This window comes from Actinomadura meyerae, assembly GCF_900188445.1.
GTDB lineage: Bacteria > Actinomycetota > Actinomycetes > Streptosporangiales > Streptosporangiaceae > Spirillospora > Spirillospora meyerae.
This window is the reverse complement of record NZ_FZOR01000064.1, coordinates 1-20,118: the sequence shown is the minus strand read 5'-3', so window position 1 is coordinate 20,118 and position 20,118 is coordinate 1. Positions and strand designations below refer to the sequence as shown.

The 20,118-nt window shown below is 72.7% G+C and carries 20 protein-coding genes; 8 read left to right on the top strand and 12 right to left on the bottom strand.

Features of this window, described 5'->3' with window-relative positions:
- Positions 1–65: 65 nt before the first annotated feature.
- Together CHF16_RS37255 and CHF16_RS37250 are read left to right on the top strand one after the other, a co-directional pair.
- Positions 66–842 (top strand): SDR family NAD(P)-dependent oxidoreductase, encoded by a 777-nt coding sequence (locus CHF16_RS37255; RefSeq protein WP_089330901.1) that lies wholly within the window; start codon positions 66–68, stop codon positions 840–842.
- Positions 832–1,425 (top strand): TetR/AcrR family transcriptional regulator, encoded by a 594-nt coding sequence (locus CHF16_RS37250; protein ID WP_089330900.1) that lies wholly within the window; start codon positions 832–834, stop codon positions 1,423–1,425. The genes CHF16_RS37255 and CHF16_RS37250 overlap by 11 nt, the downstream gene beginning before the upstream one ends.
- A gap of 110 nt (positions 1,426–1,535) precedes the next feature.
- Here the strand turns inward: CHF16_RS37250 and CHF16_RS37245 are convergent, their stop codons facing one another.
- Positions 1,536–1,769 carry a hypothetical protein gene (locus tag CHF16_RS37245; protein ID WP_089330899.1) on the bottom strand — a complete coding sequence of 78 codons (234 nt, stop codon included), beginning with the start codon at positions 1,767–1,769 and terminating at the stop codon, positions 1,536–1,538.
- 131 nt (positions 1,770–1,900) lie between these two features.
- Positions 1,901–3,520 (bottom strand): amidohydrolase family protein, encoded by a 1,620-nt coding sequence (locus tag CHF16_RS37240; RefSeq protein WP_245869769.1) that lies wholly within the window; start codon positions 3,518–3,520, stop codon positions 1,901–1,903.
- 176 nt (positions 3,521–3,696) lie between these two features.
- On the opposite strand from CHF16_RS37240, the gene CHF16_RS37235 reads away from it, so the two are divergent.
- A complete protein-coding gene (locus CHF16_RS37235) occupies positions 3,697–5,268 on the top strand; it encodes a FadD3 family acyl-CoA ligase (RefSeq protein ID WP_089330898.1) in 1,572 nt (523 codons plus the stop codon).
- Here CHF16_RS37235 and CHF16_RS37230 read toward each other — a convergent pair.
- From CHF16_RS37230 to CHF16_RS37200, 7 genes are all read right to left on the bottom strand, one after another.
- Positions 5,252–6,151, bottom strand: a complete 900-nt coding sequence (locus CHF16_RS37230) for an acyl-CoA dehydrogenase family protein (RefSeq protein WP_089330897.1) — start codon at positions 6,149–6,151, stop codon at positions 5,252–5,254. The genes CHF16_RS37235 and CHF16_RS37230 overlap by 17 nt on opposite strands.
- Entirely contained in the window at positions 6,148–7,278 is a 1,131-nt protein-coding gene (locus tag CHF16_RS37225; protein ID WP_089330896.1) for an acyl-CoA dehydrogenase family protein, read from the bottom strand. The genes CHF16_RS37230 and CHF16_RS37225 overlap by 4 nt, the downstream gene beginning before the upstream one ends.
- A 160-nt stretch (positions 7,279–7,438) precedes the next feature.
- Entirely contained in the window at positions 7,439–8,710 is a 1,272-nt protein-coding gene (locus CHF16_RS37220) for a HesA/MoeB/ThiF family protein (protein ID WP_089330895.1), read from the bottom strand.
- The gene (locus tag CHF16_RS37215) at positions 8,703–8,897 is read right to left on the bottom strand and encodes a hypothetical protein (RefSeq protein ID WP_089330894.1); all 195 of its coding nucleotides are present in this window, start codon (positions 8,895–8,897) and stop codon (positions 8,703–8,705) included. Before CHF16_RS37215 ends, CHF16_RS37220 begins: the two co-directional genes overlap by 8 nt.
- A gap of 41 nt (positions 8,898–8,938) precedes the next feature.
- A complete protein-coding gene (locus tag CHF16_RS37210) occupies positions 8,939–9,388 on the bottom strand; it encodes a hypothetical protein (RefSeq protein ID WP_089330893.1) in 450 nt (149 codons plus the stop codon).
- A 30-nt stretch (positions 9,389–9,418) separates the two neighbouring features.
- Positions 9,419–10,636: a hypothetical protein gene (locus CHF16_RS37205; protein WP_089330892.1), complete on the bottom strand. Its 1,218-nt coding sequence runs from the start codon at positions 10,634–10,636 to the stop codon at positions 9,419–9,421.
- On the bottom strand, positions 10,633–11,832 hold the full coding sequence (locus tag CHF16_RS37200; RefSeq protein ID WP_143228281.1) for a hypothetical protein: 1,200 nt from the start codon (positions 11,830–11,832) through the stop codon (positions 10,633–10,635). The genes CHF16_RS37205 and CHF16_RS37200 overlap by 4 nt, the downstream gene beginning before the upstream one ends.
- Positions 11,833–12,441: 609 nt before the next feature.
- On the opposite strand from CHF16_RS37200, the gene CHF16_RS37195 reads away from it, so the two are divergent.
- The 3 genes from CHF16_RS37195 to CHF16_RS37185 are packed head-to-tail and all read left to right on the top strand — an operon-like array spanning position 12,442 to position 15,327.
- Positions 12,442–13,401 carry a DUF7064 domain-containing protein gene (locus CHF16_RS37195; RefSeq protein WP_089330890.1) on the top strand — a complete coding sequence of 320 codons (960 nt, stop codon included), beginning with the start codon at positions 12,442–12,444 and terminating at the stop codon, positions 13,399–13,401.
- The gene (locus tag CHF16_RS37190) at positions 13,398–14,468 is read left to right on the top strand and encodes a phosphotransferase (protein ID WP_179271890.1); all 1,071 of its coding nucleotides are present in this window, start codon (positions 13,398–13,400) and stop codon (positions 14,466–14,468) included. The genes CHF16_RS37195 and CHF16_RS37190 overlap by 4 nt, the downstream gene beginning before the upstream one ends.
- A gap of 37 nt (positions 14,469–14,505) precedes the next feature.
- Positions 14,506–15,327 carry an SAM-dependent methyltransferase gene (locus tag CHF16_RS37185; protein WP_089330888.1) on the top strand — a complete coding sequence of 274 codons (822 nt, stop codon included), beginning with the start codon at positions 14,506–14,508 and terminating at the stop codon, positions 15,325–15,327.
- Between the two features lie 4 nt (positions 15,328–15,331).
- Here CHF16_RS37185 and CHF16_RS37180 read toward each other — a convergent pair whose 3' ends face one another.
- Positions 15,332–15,880, bottom strand: a complete 549-nt coding sequence (locus tag CHF16_RS37180; protein WP_089330887.1) for a DUF6194 family protein — start codon at positions 15,878–15,880, stop codon at positions 15,332–15,334.
- Between the two features lie 87 nt (positions 15,881–15,967).
- Between CHF16_RS37180 and CHF16_RS37175 the strand changes: the two genes are divergently transcribed.
- Together CHF16_RS37175 and CHF16_RS37170 are read left to right on the top strand one after the other, a co-directional pair.
- Positions 15,968–16,657, top strand: coding sequence for a MerR family transcriptional regulator (locus tag CHF16_RS37175; protein WP_089330886.1), 690 nt, complete (start codon positions 15,968–15,970; stop codon positions 16,655–16,657).
- Between the two features lie 59 nt (positions 16,658–16,716).
- Entirely contained in the window at positions 16,717–17,490 is a 774-nt protein-coding gene (locus CHF16_RS37170) for an NYN domain-containing protein (protein ID WP_089330885.1), read from the top strand.
- On the opposite strand, the gene CHF16_RS37165 is transcribed toward CHF16_RS37170, so the two are convergent.
- Together CHF16_RS37165 and CHF16_RS42255 are read right to left on the bottom strand one after the other, a co-directional pair.
- Positions 17,447–18,733: a phosphodiester glycosidase family protein gene (locus tag CHF16_RS37165; RefSeq protein ID WP_218827021.1), complete on the bottom strand. Its 1,287-nt coding sequence runs from the start codon at positions 18,731–18,733 to the stop codon at positions 17,447–17,449. The genes CHF16_RS37170 and CHF16_RS37165 overlap by 44 nt on opposite strands.
- 191 nt (positions 18,734–18,924) lie before the next feature.
- Positions 18,925–19,092 carry a DUF397 domain-containing protein gene (locus CHF16_RS42255; protein ID WP_179271889.1) on the bottom strand — a complete coding sequence of 56 codons (168 nt, stop codon included), beginning with the start codon at positions 19,090–19,092 and terminating at the stop codon, positions 18,925–18,927.
- Positions 19,093–20,118: the final 1,026 nt, after the last annotated feature.

The window sequence follows — 20,118 nt, the reverse complement described above, 5'->3', positions numbered from 1 at the left end:
GCAGGTGAACCGGGAACTGGAGACTGTCTCTAGAGAAAGTCTCTGGAAACCGCTAGGGTCCCGGTATGAGCGAATTGCGGGTCGCTGTCACCGGCGGGAACCGGGGTGTGGGTCGCGCGGTGGCGGGCGAGGCCGCCCGGCGGGGGCACCGGGTGGTGATCGTGGCGCGGCGGCCGGACGCGGGGGCGGACGCCGCGCGCGAGATCGGCGCGGACCTGGTCGTGGGCGACCTGTCGTCCGTGCGGGCCGTGCGGGAGCTGGCCGGGAAGCTGCCCGACGTCGACGTGCTCGTCCACAACGCGGGCATCTGGCCCAGCCGGCGCGTGCTCACCGAGGACGGCTTCGAGCAGGCGTTCTTCACCAACCATCTCGCGCCGTTCCTGCTGAACCGGCTGCTGGAGGAGCGCCTCCGCCGGGTGGTGCAGGTCAGCGCGGGCCTGTACGTCACCGGGCGGGTGGATCCGGACAGGACGCCCACCGGGGACGACTTCCACGCCGTCCACACCTACGCGAACACCAAGCTGGCGAACCTGATGATGGTCCCGCTGTTCGCCGAGCGGTGGAAGGGCGCCGGGGTGACGATCGACGCGGTGCATCCCGGCGTCCTCCGGACGGACCTCGGTGCCCGCAAGGGGGTCTTTGGCGCCCTGCTTAAGGCGGTCAAGTGGGCGATGAAGCCCCCGTCGAAGAGCGGCCCTCCCGTCGCCGACCTGATCACCGCGGAGGGGACGGGCCGGTACTTCCACGTGCGCAAGGAGATGCCGCTGAAGCCGAAGGCGCTCGACGCCGCCCTGGCGGCCAGGCTCTGGGCTGACGCGGAGAAAGCGCTCGATGTCGCCTAAGCACCAGGGCACGGACGAGACCGTCGCGCGGATCCTGGCCGAGGCGCTCCGGGTGCACGCCGAACGCGGGCACGACGGCTTCACGATGAAGGCCGTCATCGCCGCCACCGGGATGAGCAGCGGCAGCCTCTACCACCACTTCGGCTCGTTCGACGGCCTCGCCGCAGCCCTCTACGCGCGCTGCATGGGCGAGCTGCTCGACGCCCTGCTGGACGCCCTGGACGGGATCACCGACGCGCAGGCCGGCGTCGAGGCGGTGACGCGCGCGTACCTGCGGTTCACCCGGGAGCGCAGCGATGCCGCCCGGTTCGTCCACGCCTCGGCGTATGCGGCGTTCCTGCCGGAGCACGCGGCGACGCTCGCGGAGTCGAAGGCGCCGCGCATCGCCCGCCTCATCGCGTGGATGGCGCCGCACGTGGCCGCCGACCGCGTCGCCCGGCTGTCGCCCGCGATGATGGAGATGCTGCTCATCGGCCCGGTCGCCGAGACCGCCCGCCGCTGGCTGTCCGCCCCGGACGCCGTCGACCTGGACGAGGCCGCCGCCGTCCTGCCGCCCCGGATCTGGCGCTCGCTCCAGCCCTGACCGCCCAGCCCGGACGGGACGTTCGGAGCATCCAGAACAGGACGCGACCGGCAGCCGAAGCCGCCTCCGCCGGAGGTGGCGGAGGCGGCGACGACGGCGACCGCGACGGGTCAGTACAGGCCCCACAGCTCGTAGCTGGCCCAGGGGGCGGAGCTGCCCTTGCAGTCGTAGGCCTGCCAGCCGGACTGCATGCCGGCTTTGCCCGCGGCCGCGCAGCTGGAGTACCAGTAGAAGGTCTGGCCGGTGTTGTGCCATGAGGCGGCGAGCGCCGGGGTGGCGGTCGCGGCGACCGTCAGCGCGGAGCCCGCGACCGCCATGGCGACGGCGGCCTTCCTGATTTTCATGAACCCTCCTGTGGACGGAGTGCGACTGGACGGTCACAGTATGCGTTCAGCTTTCCTGGATGGAGTATCCGGGAAAACACGTACCGTGACCATCGGGCGCGGGAAGGTCACTCTGTGTGGGTTGCGATGCGCTACCAGCTCTCGGTGCGGCGCCACATCTGGAGGTACGCCTCGGCGCCGCGGGCCAGGTCGTCGACGACCTCCTGCCCGCTGATGCCGCGCATGTCGGCGATCCAGTCCGGGACGAGCCCGTAGTTCGCGACGCCGTCGGTGTTGACGTCCCAGGTGCGCTGACCGGTGCGCTGCCGGTCGAGGGGGACGCCGCCGACCGGGGACGGGAACGGGTACCGCAGCGGGTTCCCGGCGTTGTTCGCGCGGGGCGGTGGCAGCGCGCCCATCCCGTTGGCGTCCAGCCCGTAGGCGTAGCCGAACGTGTAGCGGGGGTCGCGGTACTGCCTGTTGCGGTTCCATTCGGCGACGAACCGGTCGGACGCGTTGCCGTACCCGGCGACCATGCCGCCGAGCCCGTAGATGCGGCCCATGTAGTGCTCGTCGGTCCAGCTGTGGGACGACATCACACCGGAGTAGTGCGCGCCTTCCAGGATGTCGAGGGTCTGGCCCGCGGCCTTGCCGCTCATGTGGTCGATCTCGACGATCATGTGCCGGTCCATCATGCCCCGGATCATGTGCTCGCCGAGGCCGGTCAGTCCGAGGATGTTGCAGTGCGGCGCCTTCGGATACAGCGGCAGCGTGATGCCCGCCTTCCCGAGGTACCGCAGGAACGCCGCCACCTGGTCGTCCACCGCGCCGGCCGGTGCGATGGCGTTGTCGTGGACGGGGCCGGTGCACGTCTCGGCCTGCCAGAAGCGCCCGGTGCCGAGGAAGTTGCCGGCGTTGACGATGGCGCCGGTCGTTCCGCCGTCGAACCGTACGCCGCAGAGCGCGTTGTCGAACTTGTGGCAGACGAACATCGAGGAGACGCCGAGGCGCTTCACCTCGTCCAGGCCGCGGTCGATGTCCTGGCGGGTGCACTGCGGGACGCCCGCGATGACCCGGCAGCCGAACGGCTCCGAGGTCTCGATGCCGAGGACGACGGCGAGCTTGCCGTCCTGGATGACCCGGCGCGCCTCGGCCGAGTCGCGGACGATGCGGAACCACCCCTCGCCGGGGCCGCCGCTCCGCGCGTCGATGTAGGACTCCAGTTCGCGCATGCGCTTCGCCTGGAGCCGGATCACGTCCATCTCGTCGCACGCGTTGCGCTTGAGCGGATAGACCTCGCAGAGCTGCCGGTTGGCGACGAGGTGGTTGACGAGGATCCGCTGTCCGGCGCGCCAGGACCGTTCGAGCCAGGTGTAGTAGACCTGCTGGTGGGTGCGGGAGTCCCAGGCGGGCCAGTCCTTGAAGGCCGGCCAGCCGTCCGGGTCGTGCGTCCCGAACGGGGTGCCGTGCCGCATGAAGTTCTCGAACCAGGCGAACACCCCGTTGCCGGCGTGGTCGGGGCAGTCGCGCAGCGCCTCCTGGATGCCGCGCGGGTCGAACGGCTTGCCGCAGAGCACCTGGCCGCCGAACGCCTCATAGGACATCAGGTGGCTGTGGGCGTCGACGTAGCCGCGCACCTCCCCGCCCGTGCCCGCGTCGGCGTGGGCGGGTGCCGCGGGGTGGACGGCGGTGAGCAGGGCGGCGAGGAGGGGCAGCAGGGTGAGGGCGGCGGGGAGGGGGCGGGAGCGTCGCAGGGACAGTCGCAAGGGCATGGGCACCTCGACCGGGGGTGGGGTCCGCGCTTCTCTCCCGAGTGAAACACCGATCCGGACGAAAGTGAACAAGCCTCACGTTGCGCGAGAAGGCGTGCGATCGCCTGCGCTCGCCGGGTACCGGTGAGCGGGACGCCCTGGCCCGGCCGGACCCGCCGCGCTCATCATGGAGGGTTATGAGCGAGCTGACGATTCCGGGTCTGCTGGAGCGGGCCGCGCAGGACTCCCCGGACGCCGAGGCGGTCGTGGACGGCGACGTCCGGGTCACGTACGCGGAGCTGCGCGAGCTGGTGCGCGAGGCGACGGCCGCGTTCATCGGCGCCGGTGTGGACGCCGGCGACCGCGTCTCGATCTGGGCGCCGAACGGCCTGCGCTGGATCGTCACCGTGCTCGGCGCCATGGGCGCGGGCGCGACGCTCGTCCCGCTGAACACGCGGTACAAGGGCGACGAGGCCCGGTGGCCGCTCACCAAGGCCGAGGTGGTGATGCTGTTCGTCGAGGACGGCTTCCTCGGCATCGACTACCCCGGCATGCTCGGCCTGGACGAGTCGGGCACCGTCCCCGGCCTGCCGGACCTTCGGCGGATCGTCACGTTCAACGGACCCGCGCGGCCGGGCGTCGACTCCTGGGACCAGTTCACCGCCGGGGCCGTACCGGCGGCGGAGGCCGACGCGCGGACGGCGGCCGTCCGCCCGTCCGACGTCGCCGACATCCTGTTCACCTCCGGGACGACCGGCCGGGCCAAGGGCGTCGTGATCACCCACGAGCAGAACGTCCGGACGTACGCGGCATGGACGAGCCGGACCGGCCTGAAGGCCGGTGACCGGTACCTCATCGTCAACCCGATGTTCCACACGTTCGGCTACAAGGCGGGCGTGCTGGCGTGCGTGCTGAAGGGCGCCGCGATGGTGCTCCAGCGCACCTTCGACGTCCCGGAGACGCTGCGGCTGATCGAGCAGGAGAAGATCACCGTGCTGCCCGGCCCGCCGACCATCTACACCACGCTGCTGGACGCCCCCGGCCGGGAGGAGCGCGACCTCTCCTCCCTGCGCCTGGCCGTGACCGGCGCGGGGGACGTGCCCGTCGCGCTGGTGCGGCGCATCAAGGAGGAGCTGTTCCCGCAGGTCGTCACCGCGTACGGGCTGACCGAGTCGTCCGGCACCGTGACCGCCTGCTCGGTGGACGACGACGACGAGACGATCGCGACGACGTCCGGCCGGGCCATCGACGACGTCGAGGTCAAGATCGTCGATGAGAAGGGCGAGCCGGTCCCGCCGGGCACCGACGGCGAGATCCTCGTCCGCGGCTACAACGTCATGCAGGGCTACCTCGGCGACCCGGAGGCGACGGCCGAGACGATCCGCGACCGCTGGCTCGACACCGGCGACCGGGGCCGCCTGGACGAGCGCGGCAACCTCGCCATCACCGGGCGTACCAAGGAGATGTTCGTCGTCGGCGGGTTCAACGTGTACCCGGCCGAGGTCGAGGACGCCCTCGCCCGCCACGACGCCGTCGCCGAGTCGGGCGTCATCGGCGTGCCCGACCCGCGGATGGGCGAGGTCGCGCGCGCCTTCGTCCGGCTCCGCCCCGGCAGGACCGCGACGGCGGATGAGCTGATCGCGCACTGCCGGGAGCGGCTCGCGAACTTCAAGGTCCCCAGGGAGGTCGTCTTCGTGGACGACCTCCCGAAGACCGCGTCCGGCAAGGTCCGCCGCGTGGAGCTCAAGGAGCTCACAGAGCAGCGATGACGCGGGCCCTGTGCTCGGCCACCGAGCCCCAGGCCGAGTACAGCGCGCGCGCCTTGCGGATCCACAGCGACGGGTCGTACTCGTCGGTGTAGCCGATCGCGCCGTGCACCTGGAGCGCGGTCTTGGCCAGCCCGTAGGACGCCTCCGAGGCGGCGACCTTCGCGGCCGAGACGTCCCGCGCGAAGTCGGGCGTCCCGTACGACAGCGCCGCCCCGTACACCAGCGGGCGGGCGAACTCCAGCTCCACCATCGCGGTCGCCAGGTGGTGCTTGATCGCCTGGTACTCGCCGATCGGGCGGCCGAACTGCTGCCGCGTCTTGGCGTATTCCACCGACACGTCCAGCAGTGCCTGCCCGAGCCCGATCTGCTGCGCCGCGCACAGCAGCACGCCGAAGTCGGTGAACCCGCCGCCGCCCTCCACGCGGAACAGGCGCCGTGCGGGGTCGAGCGACGCGAGCGCCTCGCCGGGCTTGCGCTCCACCCGGTCGGCGGTCAGCACGAGGTCGGCGGCGTCGGCGTCCAGCGCGTGCGGGACGGCCAGCGTCACGACCGCCTCGCCCTCCGCGATGCGCGGCAGCCACGGCGACTCGCCCAGCAGCTCGGCCGCCGCGAGGGTCTCCACGTACGGCCCGGGAGCGGCGGCGCGGCCCAGCTCCTCCGCCGCGACGGCCAGCTCCACCGGCAGCCGCCCGGCGCCGCCGAACGCCTCCGGCACCGCGACCGCGAACACCCCGGCCTCCGCGACCGCCGTCCACAGCGCCCGGCCCGGCCCGGAGTCCCCGGCCGCCCAGGCCCGCGCGATCTTCGCGGTGCCCGCGTCGGCGAGCAGCCGGCGCAGCGTCTCGCCGAACATCCGCTGCTCGGCGTCCAGAACGAACTTCATCGGGAACCCCTCGGCAGGCCGAGCAGCCGCTCGGCGATCACGTTGCGCTGGATCTCGTTGGTGCCCGCGTAGATCGGGCCGGCGAGCGAGAACACGTAGTTCTCCAGCCACTCCGACTCGACCTCGCCGTCCGGGCCGAGCAGGTCGAGCGCCGTCTCGTGCAGCGCCACGTCCAGCTCCGACCAGAACACCTTGTTGAGGCTGGACTCGGCGCCGACGTCGTCGCTCCGCGAGATCGTCTCGAAGCCCTTGAGCCGGTAGGCGCGCGACCTGATCCAGGCGTCGGCGACCCGGTCCCGCAGCGCGGTGTCGGACGGGTCGGCGCGCTCCCGCCACAGCTCGACGAGCCGCTCGGCCGCCGCCGTGAACCGGCCGGGGCTGCGCAGCGTCAGCCCGCGCTCGTTCCCGGCGGTCGCCATCGCGACCCGCCAGCCGTCGGCGGGCGCGCCGATGACGTCCTCGTCCGGGACGAACACCTTGTCGAGGAACAGCTCGGCGAACGCGGGCTTGCCGTCCAGCCGCCCGATCGGGCGCACGGTCACGCCCTCGGCGTCCAGCGGGAACATCACGTAGGTGAGCCCCTTGTGGCGGGACGACTCCGGATCCGACCGGAACAGCCCGAAGCCCCGGTCGGCGAACGCCGCGCGGGAGCTCCACGTCTTCTGCCCGTCCAGCAGCCAGCCGCCGTCGGTGCGCGTCGCCGTGGCGCGCAGCGCGGCGAGGTCGCTGCCCGCGCCCGGCTCCGACCACGCTTGCGCCCAGATCACCTCGCCGGCCGCCATCGGCGGCAGGATCCGCGCGAGCTGCTCCGGCGTGCCGTGCTTGAGCAGCGTCGGCGCCAGCAGGTTGATCCCGTTCTGGCTGACCCGGCCGGGCGCGCCCGCCGCGTAGTACTCCTCCTCGAAGACCAGCCACTGCAGGACCGAGACGCCCCGGCCGCCGTACTCCTCCGGCCACGACACCGTCCCGAGGCGCGCCGCGCCGAGCGTCCGCTCCCACTCCCGGTGGGCCGCGAACCCCTCCTCGGTCTCCAGCGAGGGCAGCGGCTCGGCCGGGACGTGCGCGCGCAGCCACTCCCGCACCTCCGCGCGGAACGCCTCGTCCGCCGTCCCGAACTCAAGATCCATGAGCACCTTCTTTCTAACAACTGTTTGGTAGAGTAACCGCCCGCGCGGCACGCTACCGCCCGCACCTCCCGTCCAGTGAGATACCGGGGCCCGTTCCCCGGCCCGTTCCCCGAGCTCGTTCTCCGGCTCGTTCTCCGGCGGCGGTGACGCAGCCCCCGGCTCAGCCGCCGAACGCGGCGGCGTCCTCCTCGCTCACCTCCGCCGGGACCGCGCACACCGCGCAGTCGTCCAGCGGGTGCAGCAGCACGCCGTACCAGCGCAGGACGCTCTGCTCGTCGATGGACACCCCCATCGGCGGCAGCCCCGCGTGCCCGAACTCCCGCCGGTTGATCCACTGGTGGATCGGGGCCACGAGGTCGGCGGCGAGCGAGGCGAAGGTCGGCGACTCCCCGCCGAGCAGCTCCAGCAGCGCCAGCTTCACCATGTGCAGGGCGATCGGCACGATGTCGGACGACAGGCCGGGCTGCGGGGCCACCTCCCGGTCGGTGTAGGACACCTGGGCCGCGTCGCCCGCGCTGCCGATCTCGTTGTCGGCGGCCTCCGCAGGCAGCGCCTGCACGAAGCACTGGTAGCAGGGCGTCACCCCGGGGACCACCCGCTGCACGATGCCGCCGTACGCGCGCCGGTGCACGCCGCCGAGGATCAGCGGCAGCCCCTCCTGCACGCACAGCCGGTTGACCAGCAGCCGGCTCTCCCGGTTGTCGGTCGCGCAGACGACGAGGTCGGTCTCCTCCGCGCGCAGCAGGTCGCGCAGCTCGTGCCGGGTCGCGCCGCCGATCCGCAGCTCGCTGGTGCGGACGCGGGCGGCGGGATGGTGGTCGTGGACGACGTCCCGCATCGCGTTCGTCTTCAGGCGCCCGACGTCGGAGAGCCCGCACTCGTGCCGCGAGACGTTCCCGACCTCCAGCCGGTCGTGGTCGAGCAGCAGGAAGCGGCCCACCCCGGCCTTCGCCAGCTCCCGGACGATGAAGCCGCCGCCGGAACCGAGCCCGAGCACCGCCACCGACCGGCGGCTCAGCACGTCCGTCTCCAGGATGCCGTGGACCCGCTCCAGCGCGTCCGCCTCGGCCGGGACGCACGTCGTCCCGATCGGCTCACCGAGCGTCCCGTCGAGCGGCCCGTCGCCCGCACCCGCCTGGGCGTCCGGGGCGCCCGCGCCTGCTCGGGCGTCCGCGACGCGGTGCGCCCGGATGCCGGAGCCGTCCTGCCAGCAGACCGCCAGCACGCCCGGCTCGGCGGGCGGGCGGCCGTCCGCGGGCTCGCCGGGCAGGACGAGCACGTCGTGGCCGGGCGTCCCGTCGACCACGCCGAGGTCGCCCCCGTCGCGCAGGGCGAGCGCCAGCCGGGCGGGCGCCCGCCCGGCCGCGGCGCCGGCGGCGACGGCCATCGCGGCGCCCGTGAACACCAGGTGCCGGGGGAGGCGCTCAGCCACGTCCGAACGCCTTCATGTCCTCGGCGTCGAACTGCGGGACGTCGTCGCCGAGCCGCTCGCCGACCGTGCGGACCTCGAACTTGCCGGTCTGCGGGTTCTGCACGAGCCGCTTGCCGGCCGGCGGGGTGCCGCCCTGCCGCTTCGTCTCCTCCATGAACCGTCGGATGTCGTCGTGCTTGTCACTCATGGGGGCTCCCGTGGGTGTCGGCCGCGGTCGTCGCGCGGGGATCAGGCGTCGAGGAGGAAGTCCTGGATGGGGCGGCCCTCCTGCAGGTGGCACTCGTAGGCGAACAGCCAGAGCTCCGCCTTGCGGATGACCTTGAGCATGGAGTGCGCCGCCGACCAGGTCGCGGGCCGGTAGGTGCAGATCTTCGGCCAGCCGGGCCGGTCGGTCTGCCAGACGTGCATGGCGTGGCTGTTCCCGTACGACTCGATCGTCCTGGTCCCGGACCAGTCCATGAGCGGGAGCGGGGCCGTGATGTACGTGCTCGGGCACTCGTCGGGGTACCCCGGCGGCACGTCGATCTGGATGCGGTAGAACCGGTTGTTGTTGCTCGTCCAGTGCCCGGCGACGAACGTGTCGCCCAGCGTGTCGTAGAAGCTGAACGAAGGGCAGTACCGGCGCAGGCCCGCGCGCTCTTGGGCGAGCCGCATCTGCTGGTAGCCGTCCCAGGCCAAGTGTGTCCCCTTCCCGTTTCCCGTCCCGCCTCAGGGCAGGCGTCCGAGGTGCTGGATGCTCCAGGAGAGCGGCTCGTGCAGCTCGAACGTCCGCCCGTGCAGGCCCGGCGGCCAGTCGACGTGGCTCCGCGGGGCCTGGATCCGGCAATGCGTGGCGACGGCACGGCGGCCGTCCCACCCGGTGCGTATCACGGCCTGGCTGCGACCGCCGCGGAGCCTGACGATCACGAAGACCTCGTGCTCCCCGCTCGGTTCGAGCTCCACCTGGTAATCGGCGGGGAGCTGCCCTGTCACCGGCTGCACGTACCGCACGACGTAGTCGGCGAGGTCGGGAATCGGCCGCAGGCCCGGGTGCACCGGCCCCGGCCCGGCATCCTCCGGTCCGGCGTCTTCGGGTCCGGCATCCTCCGGCCCGGCATCCTCCGGTCCGGCGTCCACGCGCTCTTCGGCGGGTGCCGGGAGAGCCGCCCCGTCCGGAGCGGCCGTCCCGTCCGCGGGCGGCGCCTCCCCGCCCTGCGGTGCGTCCGCGCCCTGCGGTGGCCCCTCCGGCCGGTCGTCGGCGACCTCGTCGATGCCCGCGCCGGGCTCTTCTCCGATGCCCTGGCCGGGAAGCCGCCGCCGCCGGCGGCGGCGGGTGGAGGCCGTTCCCTGGGACGCCGCAAGCCGGTAGGCGTGCGCCGGCACCTGGCCCGGCGGCCGCAGTGCCTCGGTGAGCGGCGGCCGGACGTCCAGTTCGGCGAGCGCGCGGCGGAGCGGGCTCACGCCGGGCAGCACCTGGATGACGGCCTCGGCGCGGACCAGCTTCCGCGCGTCCACGTACAAGAACGGGGTGAGCTGGACCGCCGTGTCCGCCGTCCCCTGGACGCCGACGAAGTTCGCGAGGATCTCGGTGTACTGCGGGCGGTGGTACCGCTCGGCGGACCGGCGGGTGCGCTCCCGGTCGCCCCGGCTCGGCTCCATCAGCCCGATCCAGTGGTGGGAGTGCCACATGCCGATGGACTGGACGCCGAACCGCTCCCAGGCGAGCTGCTCCAGCAGCCGCGTCACCTCCGGGTCGAGCGCCAGCGACGTCGGGGACTTGCCGACCTTGCCCGCCGGCCTGGTCGCGAGGAACACCGTCGGGCCGCCGCCGTGGCTGAACAGGCCGAACAGGTTGCCGCCCGTCTCCAGTTCGTGGTGGCCGGACGTCTCGTCGGTGATCAGTTCGAGTTCGGACTCGTACACGCGGACGATGTAGTGCTCGCTCACCGGAGCGCCTCCACGATCTCGGCCAGGCTGTGCCGCGGCGACCAGACCGCCGGGTCGAGCGCGACGTGCTCGCGGCCCCCGGCGTCGACGTAGAACACCTCGGGCGGGCTCGCGGGGAAGTCCGCGTCGAGCAGGAAGGAGACGGCGAGGTCGTCGCGCGACGCGATGAGCGCCACCCGGTCCGGCCCGTACTCCACGGTCTCGATCGGCTGGAACCCGAGGTCCAGCAGCGCCAGTGCCTCCGTCTCGACGCGGTGGCCGAACACCGAGCCGTCCTCGGCGACGCTGTCGATGAGCGACCGGCCCCGCAGCGCTGGGGAGGAGGGCGCGGACGAGGAGGGCGCGGGCGAGGAGGGCGCGGGCGAGGGGGGCGCGGGCGAGGGGGGCGCAGGGGAGGAGGGCGCGGGGGAGGCGGATGCGAGCGAGGGCGGCGCCGGAGCCGGTCGCAGCCTCAGGCCGCGGACGCCCTGCATGTGCCAGTACGCCTCCACGCAGCTCACCACGAACGCGGCGACCAGCGCGGCGATCACCATCTCGTCCGGGTGGTCGAGCTCGCGGAGGTTGACGTGCGGCCAGGTCGGCAGGGAGCCGTCCGCCCGCGTCGTCGGCCCGCCGCCCCAGGCGAAGCCGGCGATGCGCACCGGGAACCCGGCGGGGCCGTCCTCGGTGGGGAAGACCGAGCCGAGGTAGGCGAACGCGTCGAGCCGGTCGCCGTCGGCCTCGAAGTACACCAGGATCGCCGGGCGCCCGGAGAACTCCAGCGCGCTGATCTCGGCCGCGCCGACCGACCCCTCGATGGCCCGGCTGACGCCGCCGTCGCTCACGAACGCGCCGGTGTGCAGCGCGGCGTGGCGGACGAAGCCGTCCACGTCGTGCAGCGCGTCGTGCACGAGGCCCGGAATGCGCCGCCGGACGGCGTCGCCCGCCCGGACCGGCGGCGAGACCAGGACGGCGGGCCGCCGGTCGTCGCCGGTGAGGTCGCGCAGCCGCCCGACCTCGCCCAGCGGGTAGCGCGCCGCCCGGCTCCGGTAGCGCACCAGCAGTTCCTCCCGCCGGTGCTTCTCGGCGAGGTACGCGAGCTGCGCCGCGTGCCGGCGCCGGTCGGCGATCTCGCTGAGCCGCGCCCCCTCACGCTGCTGTCGCAGCACGCCCCGCGTGCGCAGCTCCTCGGTCAGCGCCTCCGGAATCATGCTCACCAGTCCGGTGAGCAATGCGCCCCCGATCAGACTCCAGAATTCCACCCGGTATCGACACCCCCGCAGTCCGCCCCCGAACCAGGCCCCGCCGCAAGCGCCACCGATATTAATTGGCGCGTTGCCAATCCCGTCCCGCCCAGACTTGTGATCTTGGTCGCTCATGCCGGGCCGTTCGCCGGTTCCGGCACGCCGGAACCGTCCCGCCGTCTCATGTCGCCGCAGGTGGCGGCATATTTCGCAGCCAGGCGGCGGTGCGGCACGGGGGCTGTGGCGGCGCGCGCCGTGGCCGGATCAGGCCGCTCCGGCGCACGCCCCGGAAGGCATGCGACCCGGTCGGCGGGCAAAGCGCGGGAATGGACGGGGAATTGACCCTTGGAAGGCCGGGACAGTCCGCCGAAGAGGCAAGGGACTCGCGTCCCGAAAAGGATGGGACGCGAGTCCCTGGACGATTCCGCCCTTTCGCCTCCGGATATGCCGGGCGGGCCGCGCCGCGGCGGATCGGGCCACGCCGAACTGGATCGGACCGGTCGGCGCCGGGGCCTGTTCGAAGTGGGCCGCCGAAGCTAGGATCGGCGCTCTAGAATCGCGTTCGGAACCTTCGGAGGGTCCATGGCGAGGATCGTCGAGCACGGCACCTGGAACCTGACGCCCGAGGACGAGGGGCTGCACGAACCCGGCCCCGAGCAGCTGTGGAACGAGTCCTACTACTTCGACTTCGCCGCCCCGGACGGTTCGATCGCCGGGTACGTCCGGCTCGGCCTCTACCCGAACTGGGAGCGCGCCTGGTACTGGGCCGCGCTGGTGCGCCCCGGGCAGCCGCTCCTCCTCATCGCCGACAACGACGCGCCGCTTCCCAAGCCGGGAACGGCCGATGTCGACGGCGACGGCTACACCGCCACCCAGGAGATCCCCGACCCCTTCGGCCCCGCCCGGATCACGCTGCGGGGGACCGCGTCCGTGCATCCCGACCCGACCGGGCCCGCCACCGGCACCGCCGGGCTCTCGTTCGACCTGCGCTGGGACACCGTCAGCGGCGCCTACCCCTACAAGGACATCCCGCGCTACGAGATCCCGTGCACGGTCTCCGGCCTGGTCAGCGTGGCCGGCGAGAAGATCGGCATCGACGCGCCCGGGGAGCGCGACCACAGCTGGGGCGAGCGCGACTGGTGGAAGGTCTCCTGGCTGTGGACGTCCGGCCGCCTCTCCGACGGCACGTTCGTCCACGGCATGCAGGCCAACGTCGGCGTCCCGCTGCCGTGGCCGTGCTTCGCCGTCCCGCCGGACGGCGAGATCGAGCACCGCGACGGCTTCTCCGCCGCGACGGTGTTCGACGACGGCCTGCCCGCCCGCTCCGACCTCCGCTTCCCCGGCGCCCCCATGACCGTGACGCCGGTGGCCTTCGCGCCGGTGTCCGTCACGTCCCCCGACGGCCGGGACGCCCGCTTCCCCCGCGCCCTGTGCCGGTTCGAGACCGAGGACGGGCGCACCGGCCACGGCTGGACGGAATGGCACCAGCCCCCCGGCTGGGAGGACCACGGCTGGACCCACCTGGCGGGGGAGGACGAATGACGCCGGTGTCCGGCGCCGGGGCGCTGACGGCGTCCTGGCTGTCCGGCGCTCTGGAGACGAAGGTGACCGCCGTCCGGACCGAGCCGGTGGGCACCGGCCAGGTCTCCGACAGCCTCCGCCTGCACCTCACCTACGCGGACGAGACGTCCCTCCCGTCCACCATGGTCGCGAAGGTCCCGGCGGCCGACCCGTCCAGCCGCGCCGCCGCCCGCGCCATCCGCACCTACGAGGTCGAGGCGAGCTTCTACTCCGAACTCGCGCGCGGCCTCGACGCGGGCATCCCCACCTGCTACTTCTCGGCGTACGCCGCCGAGGAGGACGAGTACACCGTCCTGCTGGCGGACCTCGCCCCGGCGCGGCCCGGCGACCAGCTCGCGGGCATCGGCGTCGAGGACGCCGCCGCGGCGATCACCGAGATGGCGGCCTTCCACGCCGCGGGCTGGGAGAACCCCGACCTCGCCGCCCTGCCCTGGCTGAACCGCCACGACGCCGACGCCGCCGCCTTCACCGCCGGCATGGTCACCGACCTCTACACCGGCTTCAAGGACCGCTACGCCGCCGACCTCGGCCCCGACGTCATCGCGCTGATCGAGGACTTCCTGCCCTCCCTGCCGTCCTACCTGACCGCCCGCGAGGGGCCGCTGACCCTGTCCCACGGCGACTTCCGCGCCGACAACCTGCTGTTCGGCGGGCCGCGCACCGCCGTCCTGGACTGGCAGACCTGCGCCTACGGGCCCGGCCTCGCCGACCTCGCCTACTTCCTCGGCTCCAGCCTCCCCACCGAGATCCGCCGCGACCACGAGCAGGCCCTGGTCCAGCGCTACCACGAGGCGCTGACGTCCCGCGGCGTCGCCCTGAGCTGGGACGACTGCTGGACCGCCTACCGCCACCACACCTTCCACGGCATCGTCATGGCCATCGGCGCCTCCATGCTCGTCGAGCGCACCCCCCGCGGCGACGAGATGTTCTGCACCATGACCGCCCGCCACGCCCACCACGCCCGGGACCTGGATTCCCTGTCCCTCCTCGGTCGACCTGCTTCTGGCCATTGGACGCTTATATGCTGATCGCGCGATATCGGTAGCGGCGGTTGAGGAGGAGTCCGTGGCATCGGACGGAGAGTCGCCAGGCCAGGACAAGCTTTCCCGGGTCAACACGAACATCCCGCATCCCGCCCGGGTGTACGACGCCTGGCTCGGCGGCAAGGACAACTTCGCCGCCGACCGCGCCGCCGCCGAGGCCGGGCTGCAGGCGTTCCCGTCCACGGGGAAGTCCGTCCGGGCGAACCGCGCGTTCCTGGCGCGGACGGTGGAGTACCTCGTCGCCGAGGCCGGGATCCGCCAGTTCCTCGACATCGGCACGGGCCTGCCGTCGGCGAACAACACCCACGAGGTCGCCCAGGCGGTCGCGCCGGAGTCCCGCGTCGTCTACGTCGACAACGACCCGATCGTGCTGGTCCACGCCGAGGCGCTGCTGACGAGCAGCGACGCGGGCGCGACCGCCTACATCGACGCCGACCTGCGCGACCCCGCCACGATCCTCCGGGAGGCGGCCCGCACGCTGGACTTCTCCGAGCCCGTGGCGGTCATGCTCGTCGCCGTGCTCCATTTCGTCGCCGACAGCGCGGACCCCTACGGGATCACGAAGACGCTGATGGACGCCGTCCCCCCGGGCAGCCACCTGGTGGTGTCCCACACCGCGAAGGACATCTTCCCCGAGGAGATGGCCGCCTTCGAGCGGGCCATGAACGAGAAGTCGGCGGAGCAGGTCACGCTGCGGGACCGGGAGCAGATCACCGGTTTCTTCGACGGGCTGGAGCTCATCGAGCCGGGTGTCGTCGAGGTCCCGAAGTGGCGCCCGCGCTCCGACCTGGAGGCGTCCGCCCCGGCGGCCCTGTGGGGCGCAGTGGCCCGCAAGACGGCCTGACGCCTCAGCTTCCCGCCACGCCCGCGCGCCGCTCGTGGCGCGCCCGCGCGAGGCGGTAGGCCGCGTCCAGCAGCTCGCGGACCGCGGCCTCGGTGCGCGGGCCCGGGTTCACCACCGCCAGCCAGCCGAGGGTCCCGTAGACGGGATGCGCGATCACGGTGTCGGCGGTGCCGGGGTCGGCACCCGTGCCGGTTGATTCGTGCGCGCCAGTTGATTCGTGCGCGCCGGTTGATTCGTGCGCGCCGGTTGATTCGTGCGCGCCGGCTCGCTCGCGGGGCGCATGCCCGGTCCACTGAGTGAACGCCTCCTTCCCCGCGGAGATGTTCACGCGGAAGGCGTCCGGCCGGTCCAGGCGCGACGCGTCGTCGCCGGGATGGTCCTTGGTCACGATCGTCGCGAAGGGCTGGGCGTTCGCCGGGACGGTGCCGTCGGGGGAGTAGTAGAAGAACGCGTCGCCCCAGCTCAGCTCGGGGGAGCCGTCGCCGGGTCCCGGCTTGAGGGTCAGGACGCCGTCGAGGCCCGCCACGAAGTCGATGATCTCATCCATCGTCATGTGTTCTAGCGTTGCATTGAAGTGCTTGTGGAGACTTGCGAGCCGGTACTGAGGGGTTTCTAGGTGTCAGGTCTCAACTCGCGCGGTATGCGCACCGTCGACGTCGCACGGCGCGCCGGGTACTCCGTCCAGCAGGTGCGCAACCTCGAACGCGACGGCGTCCTGCCGCCGGCGACGCGCACCGCGACGGGCTACCGCGTCTACGGGGAGCTGCATGCGCGCTGTGCGCTGGCCTACCGGGCCCTCGCCGCGGGCGCCGGCCCGGTCGAGGCCAAGGGGATCGTCCGGGCGTTCCACCAGGGCCCGGCCTCGCGCGCGCTCGCCCTTCTCGACGCGGCGCACGCGCGCCTCCACAACGAGCGCGTGGAGGTCCGGCTGGCCAGGGAGGCCGTCCAGGCGATCGCCAGTGAGCCGGTGGACGACGTGCGCGCCTCGGACTCGATGAGCATCTCCGAACTCGCCGCCGCGCTCGGCGTCCGCCCGTCGACGCTGCGGCACTGGGACAGGGAGCGGCTCGTCGTACCCGACCGCGACCCCGCCGCCGGAGCGCGCCGCTACACACCGGCCCAGGTGCGGGACGCGCGGATCGTTCACCAGCTTCGCCGCGCCGGGTACCGCATCGAGCCGCTCCGCGCCCTCATGCCGGAGCTGCGCGGCGCCCGGCGGCTGGAGGACGTCGCCCACGCGCTGGACGCCAGGGACGCCGGAATCGAAGCCCGCTCCAGAGCACTCCTCGACGGCGCAGCCGCACTCGGCGCCATCCTCGCCGCCGTCTGATGTACTTGGGAGCGTTTCGGTGACCCAGGGGAGGCGCGACGGATGGTGGACGAGGGCGGATGGTGAGCGAGAACGCCGACCGGCTGGCGGTGCTGATCGATGCCGACAACGCGCAGCCCGGGATCGTCGAGGCGCTGCTGGCCGAGGTCGCCAAGTACGGGACCGCGCACGTCAAGCGCGCCTACGGCGACTGGACCGGGACGAACCTGCGCGGCTGGAAGGAGCACCTGCTCGACCAGTCGATCCAGCCGATCCAGCAGTTCGCCTACACCTCCGGCAAGAACGCCACCGACGCGGCGATGGTCATCGACGCGATGGACCTGCTGTACTCCGACCGCTTCGACGGGTTCTGCATCGTGTCGAGCGACAGCGACTTCACCCGGCTGGCGGCGCGGATCCGCGAGTCCGGGCTGACCGTCTACGGCTTCGGGGAGCGCAAGACGCCCAAACCGTTCGTGGCGGCGTGCGACAAGTTCATCTACATCGAGAACCTCGCCTACGACCAGGGCGCGGCCGCGCCCGCCGCGACCGCGCTCGGGCCCGCGCCGCCGACACCGGCCGCGAAGCTCAAGCAGGACACCGCGCTCGTCAACCTGCTCCGCAACGCCGTCGAGGCGGCCTCCGACGAGGACGGATGGGCCCCGCTGGCGTCGGTCGGGCACATCATCACCAAGCAGCGCCCCGAGTTCGACTCCCGCAGCTACGGCTACCCCAAGCTCAGCGAGCTGATCAGCGCGACGACCTTGTTCGTGCTGGAGCGCCGCAGCCCCGGCGAGGGGAAAGCGGCCATCATGTACGTCCGCGACAAGCGCCACCAGGACAAGCGCGGCTGAACACGCCGATGCCGTTGGCGACGGCCCGCTCGGCACCGTCCGACGGGACGTTGCGGACGGTCACCGAGACGGCGCCGGGAACGCGCGCGACGAACGTCGATGAGCCGCCGCCGTCCAGGTTGACGGCGTCGTCGGCACCGGCCCTGTCCAGCAGGGACGCGAGCTCGGCGACCGTCAGGCCGCCGCTCCGCTCCGACCGGCCGTCCGCGACGATCAGGTACAGGTGCCCGCCGTCGCGGCTGACCCCGGCCGCCGTGCGCGGCGCCGGGCCGTTCGGGTCCAGGCCGGCCGGCGGCCGCCCGTCCCGCAGGATCGGGAACCCGCCGACCGCGAACCGGAAGCGGACGGGCCCGGTGAAGCGGTACGACACCCGCACCCGGTCACCGGCCCGCAGCCGCCGCAGCGCGTCGGCGCCCTTCTCCCGCCCGACGAGCACGGTCGTCCCATCGGGGATAGCACCAGCGCCGACCGTGCCGGACACCCCCGTCACCACGCCCCGCCGCACGGTCACCTCGGCGGTGTTCGTGCTGCACGGGGCGCCGCGGACCTCGTCCGTCCCGCAGACGGCCCGCTGCCGGGACGCCTCTCCCCACCGCGAGTCGAACGCACCGACCCCGCCGACACGGATCGCGTACTGGTTGAGCCCGCGCAGGGCGATCGACTTCTTCCCCGACCGGACGTCCCCGGTCAGACGGAGCCGCGCGACGTGACCGCGCCCGTCCCGGCCGACGCCGATGACGTCCTCGGCGGACGTACCGGGCGGCAGCGCGGGCCCGAACCGCTGCCCGTCCGGCACGGCCCCCTTGAGCGGACGCCCACCGTCCACCGCCGGCCCAGAAGATGACCCGGTCGGAGCCACCCCGGGGTGCGTCGAGGTGACGTCGAAGTAGTCCCCGTTCACTCCGGCCACGGCGTTCTGCGCGTCCGCCATCTCGGAAACGGCCCGCCGCGCGGCGACCACGGGCGGCCGCAGCAAGCCAACGGAGACCCCGGGATTGCGCAGATCCACGTCCAGCAGGTCACCCAGAACCCGCCCACCGATCCCGGATGTTTCGAACGTCCGGAAGGTGACCCCGGGCGCGGTCCGCTCCAGCGAGGTGAACCGCACCGGCCCGACCTCGGACGACGGCAGCCCCCGTTCATCGGCCCGCTCCCCGGACCCGGCCCCGTCCACCGCCCCCGCCGGAACGGCCGCCCCCAAGACCACCCCGCCCACGACCACCCCGGCCACGACCCCGCGCACGGACGCCCCTCTCGCCGATCACCATCCAGATGATCATGGCGCCCCCCGAGTGAAGCGCCCACCCGCCCCAAGTGAACACTCCCGCAAGCCCCCGTAACGACCAGACGGAGAAAGGCCAGAAAAGCCCGAGACCACCCAGAACACGCCAACGGCCCCGCCCAAAGATCAGGTCGTTCGCGATATTCGTGGGGTTAGGGGTGCAGTTGTCCCCGCTTAACAGCGGCAACGAGGTGGGCGAAGTCTGGTGGGGAGAGCGCGAGGTGGCCGCTGTCGGGGGCCTTGCTGTCCCGCACCCCGATCACGTCGTTGAGACGGTGGGCGCGGGTAAGGCGGTGTGGGCGCGGATCGCCGTCGACCACGGATACATGATCGACGCTGCGCGTCGGGCGGGCCGCCCTATCGTCCGGCCCTTGCCTCACGTCGACAGGCCGCGCACCCCGTCGCACCCGTAGACGGCCCCCGCCCTGCGGAGCGCGTCCCACCTGTTCCGCCAGCTAGGTGGGCTTCCCCCGTAGCCCGCAGGGCGGGCGGCTATCGGCCTGCACCCATATCAGCGGTGGCGGCGACATCCACGGCAGCTGAGTCGATCTCCCCGGAGGGCGGCGTCGGCCAGCCAGCGAGAAACCTGTGCCCATGAGTAAAGTCCAGCCCGACCGGCGCGATGGACGACTGGTGCAGGAAACTCTCCGGGCCCGCGTTCACCGGTCGTCCACTGCTCGACCGCTCGGGCCGGCCTGCTGGTTCTCTCGGCGATGTCGCCGATGGTCACCAGGTCCTCCATGACGCCAGTCACCACCAGTCCACTGCCCGCGCTATCGGCGATGGCCGACAGAATCGCCTCGAGCGCGTTGGGTGCCTCGCGGGAGAACAGGATGGAGCCGCCCTGCTCGTCGCCGGAGAGTTGGCCGTCACCGCAACGCGAGTACAGCCGCTCCGCGGCGCTCGCTTACCCCACTGGACGAGGCCCCGGCTGCCCGGGCGTATGGATCTACAAAGCCTGTCCAGTCATCGACCGCCGGTTGAGGGCGACTCGAACGCGCCGCTCTGTGCGGCCTCCCAGGCCGAGGCGGTGGTTTCCGCTGGACAAGCCGACAGAGGCGCCGCGTGTGCGGCGCCTCTGTCGGCGACAGGTCGGGCGGGTCTCCCCTTAGCCTCGATCCACCGATGGTGTATCGAGGTCGATCTCTCGGTCTTTTCGGGAGGACGGTTGAGTTGTCGGCCGCCTGTGGGCAGGGGTGATCGGCTGGTCTGCCCAGCTTTTCCACGTGTTCGGTTCCGGTCGGGCCCTGGCGGGCGGTGGATAACGGCAGGTCAGCGGCTGTCGGGTGGGGCGTGGAGGGTGGTGAACAACTGCCGCCAGGCGTCGGCCCAGGGCCAGTTGCGGG